Genomic DNA, 16,518 nt, shown 5'->3' on the forward strand with positions numbered 1-16,518 from the left:
ACGTTATAGCTATATGATGGCTACAACGTTCAAACGGAATTGGATGAAAACCCTATAAAATCAATGGTTTCAGAGGATTTCTCCCACTATATACTACGTTTCATATTCAAAAAACTTCATAGCCCTATGGTGGCAACAAACTTTTTTTCATGAAACGTCAAACCCCTTGTCGCACAAGGGATAGAGGCACGTTTCATTTTTTTGTTTTTTCTCTTAAAGGGACAGATTTCACCAGTATTCGATTTGATATAATCAAAAATGATAATTTATATCTAATTGTGGGGAAAACTGCAACTTAATATATAAGGAGGTGAAAAAGATGGCAAAACCTTTCGTTATAAAGAACAAACGTAGTTTGAATGGTGAAACAACAACACCGGTAATTGTAACAATTAAATCATGGCAAAAGTTAGTAGAAGCTTTAGAAGGTAAGTATTACAGTTTTAAAGATACTTATTTAGAAGACATTGTGAAGTCAATGTCCTATGAAGAACGAATTGCAGATGAAGAGGGATTTGTTGCTAAAGCAAAGCCATCTTTTTCACTGAAAATGAAAAAGATTGTAGATAAAGTAAGTGAATTTGATAAAAACGAAGGCAGAAAACATAAGCTATATGGAATTACAAATGCTGATTTAGAAGTATTTCTATTTCTTCATAAAAAATGTAATACATATGGTGAGCTTTCGCATGTATCGATCCACATGCTTTGGGAAGATTATAAAAATTATAAAGAAGCATTTGCACATATTCACCACTCACAATTTTATGTGGCTTTGAAGAAATTAAGCTTCCATAACATCATTACAATCGAAAATGAGTACAGTGGTAAATATAAAATCATCTTAAATGATTTTATGAATAAGGAAACAAATAAAGCAAATGCCTATACATTTATTAGCCCGATAGTATTTACCAAAGAATTCTTTGAGTTATCCATTGCAGCTAAGAAACTATTCATGGATGTAGCAATGCAGCAGAAACGCGAAACTACCCTGAAACGTTCTTTATTCAAAGTTGACGAACAAGGAAACTCAACACACTTTGGTGGTATGTATCGTTACTTACATAAGAAATACCCACATCAGATTCGTGCTGTACTTGAGGAACTAGAAACAAAACTATCAGCTACCGGATCTCCTTTATTTAAAATTTGCAAGTTAGAAAAAGGGAAGAAAAATAAAAAGCAATACACAACATTGCATTTATCTGTACATCCTGATTTCTTATGCGCGAAAGAAGAAGGAGCAGAATACCGTGATCCATTTACACCACGAGATACATATAAGCGTAAAGTTAAATTTATAGAAAACTTGTTAGTTGAAATGAATATTGCTGAATTTGCCAAGGATATGAACCAATTCATTAATGTTTTAAAACACTCTTGTCACCGTCAAATTCGCCAAGTAGTTCGTGGTTTACGAGAAATGATTGATCGACAAGAAGGATATCCTAAAAAGCTTGTTTATACACTAAGTAAATTATTAAAGCAATCTTCTCAATATCGTGTATTAGACACAGCTGCTAAAACTGGAATTTATCCTTTAATTACACACAATGTACCTAAACATGAACAAGAAGAGGCCATTTTTAAATTTGGTACTCATTTTGCTATATACTCTTTACGTAATGTTCAAAAGCTATTCCGTAAAGCGCATGACCTGCTTCATGCGAAATATGCTGTACCTGTAACTATAGATACTTATCATCGTAATTACCTGCAGTATCAAGAAGAATCACTATTTAGAAAGTATGCTTATGAGCAAGGCGTAAACATTAACGCATATACAGCATTAGAAATTGAAATACGCGAACTCTTAAAGTCTAGTGGGCATAAGGGAAATCAAATCCCTAGTGAAATTCGTGAACTGTTCATTGAAAAAATTGATAAATTGCCGAAGGAAAAGATTCGTGTAATTGAGGTCCCTGAAGACTTTAATTTAATTCAGTTTCTACAGTCCTTAGAAGCATATTACCGTTCAACAAGTGAAGTACCACATACGGTTGATCAGCTGCTTCCAGCAATGTAATGATACAGCTCTCTATTTTTGAAAAAAACAAAAGTGGAGGGCTATTCGTGTTGGAGATAACTTGTGGGGTGTATTACTTCAAACAAAGTAGAGAGTCAGTTTTCAAATTTAATGATCACAACTCTCTATTTTTTATGCAATTACATACAGTGCATGTGAAACAAAATGAGATATTCACAATTTTTAAGTTATTAAATCTGAATTTTTAATCTTTTCCTATCATTTCACCTACAAAAAAGCAGAAATATTTATTATTATTCTGTTGATATCTTAATAAATTTGATCTGATGTGTATAAGATATAGCCATAAGTACTGTTCTTATCATGTTCTATCTCTTAATCTACTTAAAATCAGAAAAACATCTGTTAATTCTGTTTAAAAAGTGGATACTGTTTCTAACTTTGACCAATTTGTTAATAAATTGTGTGTAGTTTTTTATAAATGTGGAAAATTTGTTCGTAAGTCATCAGAATTTACATTTATTATTTATTCTTTTACTTGCATCAAATTAACGATGATTATATGTAGTTTTTATATACCTACTTTACGATATTTTGTAGTTTTTAATCATCATCCAGCTCATTAAGTACATTCCCAGTATTTACTTTTTATGATTTTTTACGGCTAGAGTAATGATGAACCCTTAGCATAGCAATGTTTCAAGACTATTTTTTCTCTGTATAAAAGTTTTATCTTTTTTCTTTATATATATTAAAGATATATATTATATTAGGTTTTTATATTGTGTAATACTTACTATAGAGAATAGATCCTGTGTAAAACCAATTTCATTTCTTAATGGAATTGGTTTTTTTATGTACTTTAATAAACATCATATTTAGTTTTAATCATTCTAAAAAAATTTTGATATAAAACATAATTTTTTTTTATTTCTCTTAGATTTCTGAAAAAAGTAAATCATACTTAAAGTAGATAGGTGATTAGTGGAAATTACAATGAACTTTGTAATCTCCTAACCATTTAAAAAGAGAGGTGAAGACATGGTAAAAAAGAAATCCCAGGAAAACGCCGAAAAAAAGAAATTTACATTCTTTAAAAAAGCAAAGAATAAAACAACTGAAATATTAGATATGCAACAAGAAAATTCAGAAGCACTTAAAGAAAAGAAAAAACGTAAAACAAGGGAGAAAGTTCCAGCAATAACAGGAAGGAAAGTAGGTAAGGTTACATTTTGGTGTGTGATGGGATTCATGATTGCAGGAAGCTCCCTTTCATTTATCCAACTTGCCGGTCCTCCTAGAGCAGTAGCTGTTCAGGAAAAGAAAGAGGAGCCCGTAAAAATTAAAATGTCAGAAGCAGAATTAATTGCATATGCGAATAATTTTGCCGCTAATTATTTTAATTGGAAAGTTGATATGAATGTAGCTGAAGAGCGAAGAAAACGATTAGAGAAATTTCTAGTTGAAGGATCTGATGAGCAAGGTGGATTAAATAGAGATACTTTAAAAAACGCTTCTAGTACTTTAGTTAAATCGGAAGCAGTAGAGGTCCGACAAAAAGGAAATGAAGCAGAAGTTACATTAAAAATCATTCAGAAACTAGAACCTGTAAATAATCCTGCTCCTGGAACGACACAAGCTCCAGACACACCAAAGGAACCAAAAGAAGTTACAAGGTACTTCTCTATACCAATTTTAATGGAGAAAGGGAAGATGGTAGTCCCTAACAATCCTACAATCGTTCATGGAGAGAGAGAAAAGGCACCTTATAAAATAGCCACTTTCAAATCAGAAGGACGAGAAATTAATACAGATGCAGAAATTAAAAAAGTAGAACAATTTTTACAATCTGTGTTTAAAGTGTATACAGAAGGAACACCAGAAGAAATAGCTTACTACTTTGAAAAAAGTAATATAACAAATGGATTAAAAGGTATTATGACATTTAGCAAATTAGAAAACCTACGAATTTATGAAGATAAGGATAAAGGATACAGGGTCTTAGTTGATGCTAAGTTAAAAGACAATGATAGCAGCTTAGAGTACACATACACATATGATTTAAATCTTGTAAATAAAGATAACAAGTTTTCAATTAGCTCTATGAAGAAATTTGAAAACACATTAGAGAAAGTGGAGGGTAAATAATTATGGAGCTTTTGGGATTAGATATGGTTGCTCAGCAATTACCTGCTATTACGGATGCAGCGGTCTTAGGCAACATTAATTTTGGAGTGAATGCAAAAAACTGGTTAGTAGCTCAGTTAGGTCCCATTTTTTTAGTTGTAGCAATCATCGGTGTAATAGTTTTACTTGTAAAAAGACAAATGGCTGGTCTAATTGGTTGGTTAGTACTTTGTGCGATTGTATCTGTGTTTGTATTCACTCCAGATGTATTCAAAGATCTTGGAACAAAATTATATAATTTATTATTTAAATAATTATTGGTAAAAAATAGAGATTTTAAGGAGTTGGTATAAGTGACTCAGAAACCGACTCGCAAGGAAGTAAGGACTTACAACTCTATATGGGATATTCCTAAGAGTTTATATGGGATAAGGGATATAACACTCCCTTTCCCTGTACCTTACAGGCAGCTGGGGATTTTTGTTGGAACACTATTAATAATAATATTCTTACAACAGATTTTACCATTAGGAGACAACGTCTTTTTTAAATATCTAATATTACCTGGTGGTGTAGCGTACTTCTTTGGAAATGTAGAATTGGATGGAAAAAGCCCACACAAATTTATGTATCGATTCTTTGTATTTACATTTGAAAAAAAGAAGTTGAGTCGTTATAAAGATGCAACTGGAAATATTGGAAGCTATCAATATAAGACAGTAGTTCGATTTAAGGATGATTCAATTAAGAAAAAGTAATTAATTAATCTATACGGAAGAATTAGTTTAGTCTCATATTCTTCTCTAAGGAGGCACAAATGAATCAGGTTGAATTTCCAGTCAAATATTTTCATGATAATTTGATTTTTAACCAAGATGGTTCTTGCTGGGCGTATTATGAGGCATACGGGATTCCTTATGAATTTAAAGGAGACGATGATAAAAATACGTTGTTTATGCGACAACTCGGCTTATTTTGGAATTATGAAGAAGAAAAACATCTATTAATGATACCTGTTTATCAGAATTTCAAAGAAAAAGCCGATGAGTTTAAAGAAACAGTAAGCGGTGAACTAAAAGAGCTGGCAATCGATCATACTGATGACGTTGTCCATGAGTTAGAAAGAAAATTTGGTAAAAACGCTGTAGAATATCGTTATTTTATAGGTGTGAAATTAAAAGTAAGACACATACAAGAAGGACTTAAGGAAATGCTTTACACTGCATTTCATACCTTTAAAAACACTGCAGAACAGTTTGGATTACTTGGTGATACCAAAATACTAAAAACTGATTTGGAGATGTATAAACGGGAAGCTAGCGCCTTTAGAAATAAAATAAGAAAACATTTAGCAGTAAGAAGTTTAGAAACCAATGAAACACAATGGATTGTATTACGCAACTTCTATCGTACATTGGAAGCACCTGTTACAGCAGGATGGACGCCACCGGTAGTGGATGACGATTCTGCTATCTTTCCGAATCAAGAGAGCTTGTTACGCCTAACAGAATCGGAGATAGACGTTAAAGGAAGACATATAGAAATGTCCCAAATCGGTTCTGATGGATTAGAGTATCCAGCATATATGAGTTTCTTATCGGCATCGAAGATTCCATACACAATGGAATTTCCAGACCAAGAGTGGATGTATATGATCCAAAATATAGATTTCCCAATCGAACTAAGTATACGCACAGAAAATATTAACCACCGTAAAGCTCTATCTAAACTAAATAAAAAGAAAAAAGATTTAGAAGATCAAGAAACACATGCAAGGGAAAATTCACAAACTGTTGGACTAAACGTGTATGAGGGTGTTCAAGAAGCTACTGAATTACAAGCCCTTATACAAAAGACACGTATGCCACTTGTTAAGACATCCGTATCCTTCTGTATATGTGCTGAAGATTTGGATACAATGCGTCGAAATACCAATTCACTCATTTCTATTTATAGAGAGATGATGATTGAACTAGTAAGACCATATGGAGACCAGTTCTTGCTGTTTAATGAATTTATCCCTGGTGCTAGAAGATATGTAAATGATTATATACACTTTATGGAGCCCGGAGTTCTGGCGGCCGGTATGTTTGGTGCAACACAAGATTTAGGTGATAATATCGGATTTTATATAGGTACAACTGGTATTTTAAACAAAGCAGTTTATATGACACCTTCTCTTGCAGCGACAAATACCGTTGCAAATCAAAAAACGAGCGCACTTTCAGTTGCGGTAACAGGAAGTACTGGTTCTGGTAAATCATTTGGAACGAACTTAATTGTTTACCTAGCAGTACTAGGAGGAGCTCAAACACTGATAGGCGAGATGAAGGGAAATTAGACCCATTTATCATTCATAAACATAGCCGAAAAGATGCAATTGAGTTAGCGATGACAATTCTTACTTTCATTACAGGTATTAAACCAGATAACTCGGAGAAATTCCCGCGCTTAGCTTCAGCCGTAGAATTCGTAGCAGGAATGGAAGAGCCGTGCTTAACAGCTGTGTCTCAATATCTTGAAGATAGTGATGATAAAGTGGATCAACAATTAGCCGCTCATATTCAAGCATTTGAGAATTTATCATTTGCACACTTAATCTTTGGTGATGGAACAAATAGAGATATTGAACTTGATACAGCAGTAAATATCATACAAATTCAACATCTTGATATGCCAGATATTCAAAAAGATCCGAAAGATTATACCTTACAGGAAAATCTATCAGTTAGTATGCTGATGTCTCTATCTTCATTTGCAAGAAAATTCTTTCAAAAGGACCCTACTAAATTTAAAATTGTTCTATTAGATGAAGCATGGGCAATCATGGGAACTTCTCAAGGGCGAGAGTTAGCTCGTAAGCTAGTTCGTGAAGGTCGTGCCTTAAACTCTGCAGTATACTTTGCTACTCAAAGTGCAAGTGACCTTGGAGATGAGACATTTAAGAATAATATCGGTATGAAGTTCTCATTCCGTAATACCGACAGTAAAGAAATTTCTTCAATCTTAGATTTCTTTGGATTACCTGATAATGAAGAAAATCATGCGATTATTACTAATTTAGAAACAGGACAATGTTTATTCCAAGATATCCAAGGAAGAACAGGTGTTGTCACAATTGATGTAGTGTTTAAGGATTTATACGATGCATTCGATACAAGACCAAATGCAAGAAAGAATTATAGAAAGTCAAATGATGATGAAAAGCAGGAGGTTAATGCAACCTTTGTCGAAGAAGGGGGAGAAAAAATAAATGTAGGAGTGAGTTAACATGATAAAAACTAAACTAAAAAAATTAATGCTATCTAGCCTATGTGCTGGCGCTCTAATTTTGAGCGCAGCATGTGGAAATAGCGAAACAAATGTAGGAGAAGAAAAAGATAAACAGGGGCACACTCCTAGAGAAATGATGTTGGACTTTGTAAAGGCCGACTTACAACATGATAATAAAACAATTAGAAAACTTATCGTCGATGGAGATAAAAATACAGTTTTAGATCCGAATCAAGGGCCACAAAATAATTTATCTTACAAAGACTATACAGTAAAAGAGTATGTGGTAGATAAGGATACAATTATGTATAACTTTATTTCAAAGAAGCCCCCTAAAAACATCGATAAAGCAGTGAAATGGGTAAGAGTAGTCCGTACAGAGGAAGGATTCAAAGTTCGAAGTTATTCTGGCCCTCAACGAAATGAAGTTGATGAAGTAGCAAATACTAAACCGACAAATGAGTTTAGTTCGAAAGATTAATAGGTTTCCCATAAAAGGGGGAGTAACATGTAATGAAAAAGTTTATTACCCTATTGTTATTAATTTGTACTTTGCTTTTAGCATTTAATTTACTTTTTAAAGCTGCTCCAGTATATGCAGAGGAAGAACCCAGACCTTCTCTTATAGATGATATTATTCCAAAGAATAAGGAAAAACTAAAATATGAAGAATACCCTGCAAGTAGCTATGGAATTGACATTTATACACCCGAAGGTGGATTTGGTGAATCTCTTAAGTTTTGGAAATGGGGAGACAAAGTAAAAGAACAAATGGTTGCTGTGTTATTTAGTCTTGTAAGTATTGGATGGACCATTAATCTTGCAGTTAGTACTTTTGTTACAAGTATGGTCGGCCAATCTATGAGTCTCAACATTGTAGCTGATGTAGGAGATAAATTAGGCGATGTAATATCTAAAGCAGCAGGGTTCAATGGTTCTTGGGGTAATGGAATATATAGTGAATTAATTGGACTCATGTTAGCTTTATTAGCCTGCTGGGTGATCTGGGTAGGTTTTGTACAACGACGCCAGTCAGAGATGCTAGGAGGATTGTTAAAGGCATTAGGTATCTTAGTTTTCACTTTAGGTTTTTTCGCAAATTCAAGTTATATTATCAAAGGACTGAACACTTTCTCTGAACAAGTCAATAAAACTGTTCTTGATTCCACTCAAAGTATTAGTGGAGAAAGTCAAGGATATTCAAGCGGTGTCGATTCCATTACTGATTTAACACACACTCTATTAATCAAACAACCTTATACATTACTGCAGTTCGGTACAACAGATATGAAGAAAATCGGTGATGAAAGAATTAAGAAAATGTTAACAACAACAGGAGCAGATGAAAGGCTTGATCTATTAAGAGAGGAAGTAGAACAGAAGAAAAATACGATATTAACTTTGGATGCTACTTTTGAGCGTGGCGCTGTAGTATTACTACTTTTCTTAATCAATGGACCATTATGGGTTGTCTTAGGCTTATGTAGTATGGCGATGTTGTTTTACCAATTAATGTTTATTATCGTAGCGCTAATGTCACCAGTAATGTTATTGATGGCATTAGTACCTGCATGGACTGGGACAGCTAAGAAATTTTTATCTGAATTGTTCCGAACGCTGCTTATGAAAGTTGCAATTGGCTTTCTTATAACTTTAATGTTTTGGGTTTCTTCAATCTTATTTAGCGCAACTGATAAGTATGGTTATTTAGTAGTTGCCGCATTACAAGTACTTTCATTCTTAGGTGTTTGGTTATATCGTAAAACTATTTTCGATGCTATTACTACAGTACCAGCAAGTGCAGGAGCAGCACGCGCATCAGATGCTATGAGTAATATTAGGCAGAAATATCGTGATGTTAGACGTGGATCTAAGACAGTTGGAAGAGGTGTAGCAGTAGCTGGCGCCGCGGGTCTTGCAAGTGCTGCGGTGGCAGGAAAAGTGGGTAAATCAGGCTACAGTAAGTTTAAACAATTGAAAGAAAACTATGCAGATAGAAAAGAAAAGGTAGCAGATGGTAAACGCAAGGAAAAAGAACAAATGCAAGCAGAAAAAGAAAAAAATATAAATCAAATGAAAAAAGAAGAAAATTTAGGTGTTCGCGATAGAAAAGGAAATCAGGAGCAAGAAAGGGTTAAGGAAGAAGTAGCCGCAACTCAAGAGAATCCAGAATTAGCAGTACGAGGGAAACATGAAGATAATAACCCTGAAATGCAACAGGCAGAACTAAAAGGTAAAGAAGAGGATGTAAAAGCGGATGTTAAACCAGTAGCGCAATCAAATGAGGAATTAAATAATAAGGAAAAAGATGTAAAAGCTCAAGTTAGACCAGTAGCAAGTCAAAATAATGGTGGACTTGAGAATAAGCAAGAAGATGTAAAAGCGGAAGCAAAACCAGCAACAACGATTAAAACACCAACAGGTCAAACTAAGCCAATCACAACACCACAGTCAGGAACAACACCATTACAGTCAAATCCGATGGAGAGTAAACCAATCACAGCACCACAGTCAGGAACAACACCATCACAACCGAAATCGATGGAGAGTAAACCAGTCACTACTTCACATGTAAGTACGCCACAAAAACAAGTAGAAGTAAAACCGGTTAATCCACAACAAACTAAAAGTGTTCCTAAAGTGAATAATCAGCAACAGGTAAAAGAAGGGGCAGCAATTAAAAAAGTTGACACAAAAGGACAAACACAACAAGAAGCTTTAAAAAATGTAAAAGCAAAAGAAACCATAAAACCAAAATAATTCAGCACACGAGGGAGGGTTTATACATTGAGTGCGGAACCAAATCGCGACCATGAAAATGAACATCATCCTGAAGCTGAACTAGGGAATGCTAAGCCTGCCTTGAAAAAGGCAGGCCATTCTTTAGGGAAGGCGGCTGGTAAAGGATCAAAATTAGCGGGTAAAGCAGTTGCACAAGTAGGTAAGAAAGTAGCAGTTAAAGTAGCACAGAAGGCAGCTACAGTTGCTGTTGCAAAGCCATTATTAATAGTAGCCGGTATTATTTTGGCTGTTGTTGCAGGTTTAGGTATAGTGATATTTTTATTAACCGCCACAATGAGTGAAGATGAAGTCAGTCCTGGAGGAATTGGTGGTCCTTTTGCACCAGGTACTGCAAGTGTTAGTCCTGAAGTAATGAGATGGGAGCCGTTGGTACGGAAATATGCAGCCCAACACGGCATAGAGGCAATGACTTCACTAATACTAGCTCTTATCCAACAAGAAAGTTCTGGAACCCAGTTGGACGTTATGCAAAGTTCCGAATCACAAAATCATCCTCCTGGTTATTTTACAGATCCAGAAGAAAGTATTAAATATGGTTTAATGCATTTTGCAGATTGTCATAAAAAATCCAACGGCGATCAAAATATTACATTACAGTGTTATAACTACGGAACTGGCTACGCTAACTATGCAGTTTCAAAAGGTGGATATACTCACGAGAATGCAAGGGCATTTTCTGCAGAGCAATCAGCTAAAAATGGGTATAAATGTGGTTCGTGGCGAAGTGCAGAGGCAGTAGCTAATAATTGGTGTTATGGTGATCCAGACTATGTCCCACATATTATGAGATACTATCAACCTGGTCAAACCCCTGGTGGTTCTGGTGGAATTGCTGGTGGTAGCGTTTTAGGTGATGATGTATTCCAAGCAATTATGACAGAAGCACTAAAGTATCAAGGATGGCCATATGTGTTTGGAGGGCGAACACCAAATACGTCATTTGACTGTAGTGGAATTATTGAGTATACGTATTCAAGAGTTGGTATTAATTTATTTGGTACTGCACAAACCCAATGGGATAAAACCCAACGTATAACAGATCCTAAGCCAGGAGATTTAGTGTTTTTCCATAGTACTTATGCTACAAGTAACTACATTACGCATGTTGGCATTTATGTAGGAAATAATACAATGTATCATGCTGGCGATCCGATTGGCTATGCTGATTTAGGTAAACCATATTTTCAACAGCATTTTGCGGGATATGGTCGTGTAGTTAGATAATAATGCATGTAACATCTAGCAACTTATGAAACTGCGAAAAGGAGGTAAATCATGAAGAAAATCATCATTATAATAGCAATTTTATTAATAGCTAGTGTAGGATTTTTAATAAAATATCAATCTGATAATGAAAAACTTAAAACTGATAATATAGAATTAACGAAAAAAGTGGAAAAGGTGGAGGCACAATACAACGATACGAAAAAGGAATTGTCAGCTCTAAAGAGTAACAATCAACAACAAGTAAAAGAAGCTGCAGAACGATTTCTTAAAGCTTTTCGTACTTATGATACGGGTAAAGGCGAATCATATCTTGCCAATATTGATGCATATATAACACCAAATGCAAAGAAAGAATTAACACCACCAGGTGGACCAACGCAATCTGCTCCTGGAACTGGAGATGAGAAAGAAAAGAAGAAAGTTTCATTTCAATCTGAATACACAGGTGGTGAGTTGTATTATGCATTTTTGGATACCACAAAGGCAAATGTATTAGCAAAAGTGAAAAGTAAAATTACAGTTAATGGTGTTTCATCTGATAATATGTCATTAATGCAGATAAACCTTATCTATGATGGAAATAAGAAGTTATGGCTTGTCGACAAACTTATACCTTTAGCAGATTTAAATGATCGTATGCCTTAGGGTTTGTACACAAATTACATGTAGAGTAAAAGAAAACCCCTCTTAGCATTGCTAATAAGAGGGGTTTTTAGATGTTTCCGTGCTTAATGCAATGAAGATTTCTCTCTTTTTTCTCGCATATAAACAGCAAATTGCACCATTTCTTGCTCTGTTGTCGCTTGTATATAAAGTCACGATGTTTTGAATAAAGTCGCGACGTTTATAAAAAAATTGTGATGTTTTTATAACGAATAGAAGATCTGTACTGAAAGGCGGATTAAGGAATCGTTGAATAGTAATAAAGTTCCTGCACTAAAGGACCATATTGTGGAATAAGAGGAAAGGTCTCAATTTTGATAGACATTTGGATGCGCACACTGATAGAATAAGCAGAAATATAATAGAGGTGGAATGGAATTGAGAAAAAGATTAGGGTGCTTACACGCCCATTATTCGAATATAGAATATATAGAAAACGCATTTTCCCTATTTAACATTGAATTAATACATTTTGTTGACCCAGCTTTAATGTATCGAGTTACATTAAATGAAAATTTTCAAGAATCAGATGCTCAATTTAAAGTTAAAGAGCAAATAGAATGGATTGCCCAATGTAATGTTGATGCTATCCTTATTACTTGCACAAACTATATTGCAATTTTACAGGAAGACCAACTCTCAATTTCAGTGCCAATTATTAAAATTGATGAACCATTCTTTGATTACCTCTGCAATATACAGCAGCCTCAGACCATTCTTTTTACAAATCCTGCAACTGTTGAAGGTACGGTAGAACGCCTTAAACATCATGCTAATAATCATCAAAAATCTTTAGATTTAGAGGTTATTGTTATAAATAGTACTTTTGAATTGATAATGCAAGGACTAAAAGAAGAATACGACCAAGAAATTGCAAAGTTCTTAAATCAAATCATTAAAGATACAAAGAAAGTTATCTCCGTTGCTCAATTATCTATGGTTGATGCATCTCAGCAAGTTGAGTATAAAACATCTAAGACTATTATTAATCCGTTAATTACATTAGTATCTTACATTGTTAATCAATTAAAATTAGAAAAGAAAAATCAGTGATAAACTGATGTGCCCTTCTTCAGCTAAAGGGCGCATTAATTGAGTAAGGATCGCAAAAATTATCAAACTTTTTTATAAAAGGATGATTCAATTGAATATAGAAAAAGTGTGTTTTGATCAATCTTTTTTCAAAACACACTTTTTCTATTTGCATCTTTTATCAAGGTTTATTAAGTTAATTTAATCCAACTTTATTCCAAGGATACATCTGTTAGAATATCTTCTTGTATTTCCTTTTGCGCTGCCGTACCTACATATACTAAATTGTCCCATTTTGAGAATGGCTTTTCCCCTTTAAAAACCATCTCGCTATACCGTCTTAATTCTCCATCAATGTTTACTACATTAATTCTTCCTCCATTATTTAAGAAGCCTAATGCAAACATCTTGTCAGAGTAGTAAAAATCACATTCAGTATTAGGGTCATGTAATTTCTTTAAATTTAATTGATAATTTATATCTTCTTGTGGAATCTCTCTTTTTTCAGTTATCATTTTTTCATATGAGGAGAGTGGTAGGTTATCCAATTCATCTTCAAAGACTTCTTTAAAAATCCAGCACTTATCACTTGTATCTAAAGAATAAAGTTGATACCACTCATCGTAATGTGTTTTGTATAAGTATGTATGTTGCCCGTTAATTGTTTTTTTGTATGATTCCACAATGTAATGATCGGAAAAGTAATGGGTTTGATCATACAAAGTAACATCATCATAATGATCTTCAGTTTCAACAATGAATTTTTTCTTTTCTCCTGCGGATACATATTCATACCCATCTACAATAGGGAAATCTTCTGGATAAACGTTCATACAATCATTTTTAATTAAACAATTTCTTACTTCTTCTACAGCTGCTACTGGTATTTTTGCTATATTCAAAAATCATGTATTCGTATTCGTTAGGTTTAAATTCATTTAGTAATACGTAAGAATCCAAAGAATGCATCTTATAAGTATTTATCCACTTCACAGGTTCATGAAATTCTCCAGGTCGTATTAGATATCCCCAAAGTCCTACGTATTTCTGGAATGTATCTTCAGGCAATATGAAATAAAGCGAACCTTCCTCAGTTTCTTTTTCTAATATCCTTTTTTCATTAAACAGTTTACGCATCCTTTTTCCCCTCGCAATCAAAGTTGAAAATAATAAAATAGTCCATATAGGATTAGTTTTTGATGAAAATTTAATTGATTAAATATACAACTATTTTAACATTAACTTTTATAAATAAGATAAGGATCAGAGCTAGTTTTAAAAATTTTAGAAAACATTTCTAAAACACTTAGTTTCTCAGTTAAAAGTAACAATAATTCAAGTAGAAGTATTATTTTTGAACTTTATAAATATTGAACAAGAGAGAGGAGATATTTTTATGGATTCAAAAACTTATGAAAAACTCCAGGCACTACGTAGATATAAAGAGCCAATTCAAGCGGTATTGAGAACGGTTAAAAGAAACGATAAAGACGATCCAGATACTGAATATGCTGAGTTTGCCCTTGAAAACGGTAAGATTATAGGTGTTTGTAAAAAAGAGGACTTCTCTGATTACTCTTTTAGAAGTATTACACAATTCACAGGTAATATTTTTAACGTAGTAATTACTCAAATGTCTGATGAACTAGATGTAAATAAAGTTCAGGTTTCAGTAAAAGAAGCAAGTAGGAGATCTGCAGATGCTTTAATTCGTGAGTTGATAGAATTGGAGCAAGATGAAAGATTGCAAGAGCCAACCTACGAAGCAGAGGTAACGGGGTACAACATGAATGCTCAGGTTCCTACTATATTTTTACGCATTAATGGTGCGGAATGCTTCATGAAATTACATGAACTAAACTATGGAAGAGTATATAAAAACGCTGTGGATCGTTATGCACCTATTGGTGAACGTATCCCAGTTAAGGTTCTACAATTTAATCCGGAGCAACGACTAATTCACGTTTCTAGGAAAGCGGCAGTGGAAAATCCTTATCAATTATTATCTGAATTAGCTGAAGGGGATACAATTGTAGGGAGAGTTGTAAATGTTGACCCGCGTTTTGGAGTTTTTGTTGAACTGGACCAAGGCTGCACAATTAAAGGAATTGTCCCTAAAACAATCGAACAGCCAGTATTGGATGAAGTAGTAAGTATGAGAATTGTGAATGTGGATGTAGAAAAAGAGAGAGGGTCGGGGGTTATCTTCAAGTTTCCTTTTGGACGCAAAAAAGTTAACGACCCAACAGCGTTTTTATATAACTAATGAGTGCGCCGCAGGTTTCCGTACAAGAGAATGGAAAGGCGGTTCAATATTGGCTTAATAGGGACCAATCTTTATCACTTTGGGATGACCCCTTTTTACAGGGGGGACCAATTCTTCCAGATAAATTCAAACCACTCACAGATTTACGTAGTATTTATGACAGAATTAATTCAGGTTTTATAAACGAAAAAGACAATTTAATACTAAAGCTTATTTGGGATTCATTAGCAATTACTGAAGCTCAAATCAAAAATTTTGTGGAGTCTAAAATTAGTAGGTCTCAGGTTTCAGAATCGCTGAAAAAACTGGCACTGTATGGATTTGTTAGTAGATGGGAGGTAAAATCGGGGCTATTTCCGGATCAGCCTAAAACCTCTGCTCCAATTACTCTAAATACTGCTGGTCATTTGATGATGTGGGCTTATCATAACCGTAATACAAACTATTCTTTAAAGCCTGAACAGTGGTTAAAACTTGGAGTGGCAGGCGTACAAAGATTTGTCACTATGAATCAAATAAAATATGAGTTTGCAGTAGGTCAACAATTATTAAAAAACTGGTGCTGGTATCCGAAGCTACAAGGTACTGGTACGGGATATAATCCAATTGCTGTTGGAGAAATTAAAACTCCAATTGGAAATCAAAACTTCATATTTGAAAGGGTGCAACAGGGGCAGCGATATGCACAGCACTTAAAATCGCGATTGAAAATTTGGGAAGATCAAATTCAAAATGGACCAAATAATTTATTGAACTTCGAAAATACGAAGAGTTTACCAGGTATTTTTATTTTATCTATATCAAATCTTGCTTTAGCAGAACATGTTAGAAAGGAGCTAATGTTAGACTTACGAAAGATTCCTATAATGCTTATAATAGACGAATGCATTCACAGTGAGGGATTTGCAAAATCTTTTTATATCTCAACTCAAAACGGAATTCAGCAAGCACCATTACCATTTTTGAGATAACAAGAGCTGCTTCAGGTAAATATGCTGAAGCAGCTTTTTGTTGTAATAACGATGAATCGACGTTCACAACTCAACCCTTATTTGCAATATATCTAATCTCATCTTTTATAGATAGCAATTAGGGTTTTTTTTTATGAAAAAGCAATGTATTGAGTAGATAATTACAA

Annotated in this window: 11 protein-coding genes and 2 pseudogenes; 12 read left to right on the forward strand and 1 reads right to left on the reverse strand. The window is 34.1% G+C overall.

Going from position 1 to position 16,518, the window contains the following annotated elements; all coding sequences use genetic code 11:
- The first annotated feature begins 319 nt into the window (after positions 1 to 319).
- From GFJ36_RS12005 to GFJ36_RS12050, 10 genes and pseudogenes are all read left to right on the forward strand, one after another.
- Entirely contained in the window at positions 320 to 2,029 is a 1,710-nt protein-coding gene (locus tag GFJ36_RS12005) for a hypothetical protein (RefSeq protein WP_097890865.1), read from the forward strand.
- Between the two features lie 1,002 nt (positions 2,030 to 3,031).
- Positions 3,032 to 4,138 (forward strand): conjugal transfer protein, encoded by a 1,107-nt coding sequence (locus GFJ36_RS12010; protein ID WP_097890863.1) that lies wholly within the window; start codon positions 3,032 to 3,034, stop codon positions 4,136 to 4,138.
- Positions 4,139 to 4,140: 2 nt separating this feature from the next.
- Positions 4,141 to 4,431 (forward strand): hypothetical protein, encoded by a 291-nt coding sequence (locus GFJ36_RS12015; protein WP_000421394.1) that lies wholly within the window; start codon positions 4,141 to 4,143, stop codon positions 4,429 to 4,431.
- A gap of 39 nt (positions 4,432 to 4,470) precedes the next feature.
- Positions 4,471 to 4,875, forward strand: coding sequence for a TcpE family conjugal transfer membrane protein (locus GFJ36_RS12020; RefSeq protein ID WP_097890861.1), 405 nt, complete (start codon positions 4,471 to 4,473; stop codon positions 4,873 to 4,875).
- 59 nt (positions 4,876 to 4,934) lie between these two features.
- Positions 4,935 to 7,387: pseudogene (locus GFJ36_RS30085) on the forward strand (ATP-binding protein).
- Between the two features lies 1 nt (position 7,388).
- Positions 7,389 to 7,871 (forward strand): hypothetical protein, encoded by a 483-nt coding sequence (locus GFJ36_RS12030; protein WP_097890857.1) that lies wholly within the window; start codon positions 7,389 to 7,391, stop codon positions 7,869 to 7,871.
- 32 nt (positions 7,872 to 7,903) lie between these two features.
- Positions 7,904 to 10,150: a CD3337/EF1877 family mobilome membrane protein gene (locus tag GFJ36_RS12035; RefSeq protein WP_098649456.1), complete on the forward strand. Its 2,247-nt coding sequence runs from the start codon at positions 7,904 to 7,906 to the stop codon at positions 10,148 to 10,150.
- A gap of 27 nt (positions 10,151 to 10,177) precedes the next feature.
- Complete coding sequence (locus GFJ36_RS12040) at positions 10,178 to 11,416, forward strand: bifunctional lytic transglycosylase/C40 family peptidase (protein WP_097890853.1); 1,239 nt, start codon at positions 10,178 to 10,180, stop codon at positions 11,414 to 11,416.
- A gap of 51 nt (positions 11,417 to 11,467) precedes the next feature.
- Positions 11,468 to 12,064: a hypothetical protein gene (locus GFJ36_RS12045; RefSeq protein ID WP_097890851.1), complete on the forward strand. Its 597-nt coding sequence runs from the start codon at positions 11,468 to 11,470 to the stop codon at positions 12,062 to 12,064.
- 390 nt (positions 12,065 to 12,454) lie between these two features.
- Entirely contained in the window at positions 12,455 to 13,135 is a 681-nt protein-coding gene (locus GFJ36_RS12050) for a hypothetical protein (protein ID WP_002001615.1), read from the forward strand.
- Positions 13,136 to 13,326: 191 nt separating this feature from the next.
- Here GFJ36_RS12050 and GFJ36_RS12055 read toward each other — a convergent pair.
- Positions 13,327 to 14,251 (reverse strand): annotated as a pseudogene (locus tag GFJ36_RS12055) (hypothetical protein).
- A 259-nt stretch (positions 14,252 to 14,510) separates the two neighbouring features.
- Here GFJ36_RS12055 and GFJ36_RS12060 point away from each other — a divergent pair.
- Together GFJ36_RS12060 and GFJ36_RS12065 are read left to right on the forward strand one after the other, a co-directional pair.
- Positions 14,511 to 15,380, forward strand: coding sequence for an RNA-binding protein (locus tag GFJ36_RS12060; RefSeq protein ID WP_088062822.1), 870 nt, complete (start codon positions 14,511 to 14,513; stop codon positions 15,378 to 15,380).
- A complete protein-coding gene (locus tag GFJ36_RS12065; protein ID WP_097890849.1) occupies positions 15,380 to 16,351 on the forward strand; it encodes a hypothetical protein in 972 nt (323 codons plus the stop codon). Before GFJ36_RS12060 ends, GFJ36_RS12065 begins: the two co-directional genes overlap by 1 nt.
- Positions 16,352 to 16,518 lie beyond the last annotated feature (167 nt).

This window comes from Bacillus sp. EE-W1, assembly GCF_009760835.1.
GTDB lineage: Bacteria > Bacillota > Bacilli > Bacillales > Bacillaceae_G > Bacillus_A > Bacillus_A wiedmannii.

Bases quoted from the DNA above. Each gene is read 5' to 3' on its own strand.
- GFJ36_RS12050 (WP_002001615.1), top strand. From the start codon at position 12,455: ATGGAATTGAGAAAAAGATTAGGGTGCTTACACGCCCATTATTCGAAT.
- GFJ36_RS12010 (WP_097890863.1), top strand. From the start codon at position 3,032: ATGGTAAAAAAGAAATCCCAGGAAAACGCCGAAAAAAAGAAATTTACA.
- GFJ36_RS12065 (WP_097890849.1), top strand. From the start codon at position 15,380: ATGAGTGCGCCGCAGGTTTCCGTACAAGAGAATGGAAAGGCGGTTCAA.
- GFJ36_RS12015 (WP_000421394.1), top strand. From the start codon at position 4,141: ATGGAGCTTTTGGGATTAGATATGGTTGCTCAGCAATTACCTGCTATT.
- GFJ36_RS12060 (WP_088062822.1), top strand. From the start codon at position 14,511: ATGGATTCAAAAACTTATGAAAAACTCCAGGCACTACGTAGATATAAA.
- GFJ36_RS12030 (WP_097890857.1), top strand. From the start codon at position 7,389: ATGATAAAAACTAAACTAAAAAAATTAATGCTATCTAGCCTATGTGCT.
- GFJ36_RS12035 (WP_098649456.1), top strand. From the start codon at position 7,904: ATGAAAAAGTTTATTACCCTATTGTTATTAATTTGTACTTTGCTTTTA.
- GFJ36_RS12045 (WP_097890851.1), top strand. From the start codon at position 11,468: ATGAAGAAAATCATCATTATAATAGCAATTTTATTAATAGCTAGTGTA.
- GFJ36_RS12005 (WP_097890865.1), top strand. From the start codon at position 320: ATGGCAAAACCTTTCGTTATAAAGAACAAACGTAGTTTGAATGGTGAA.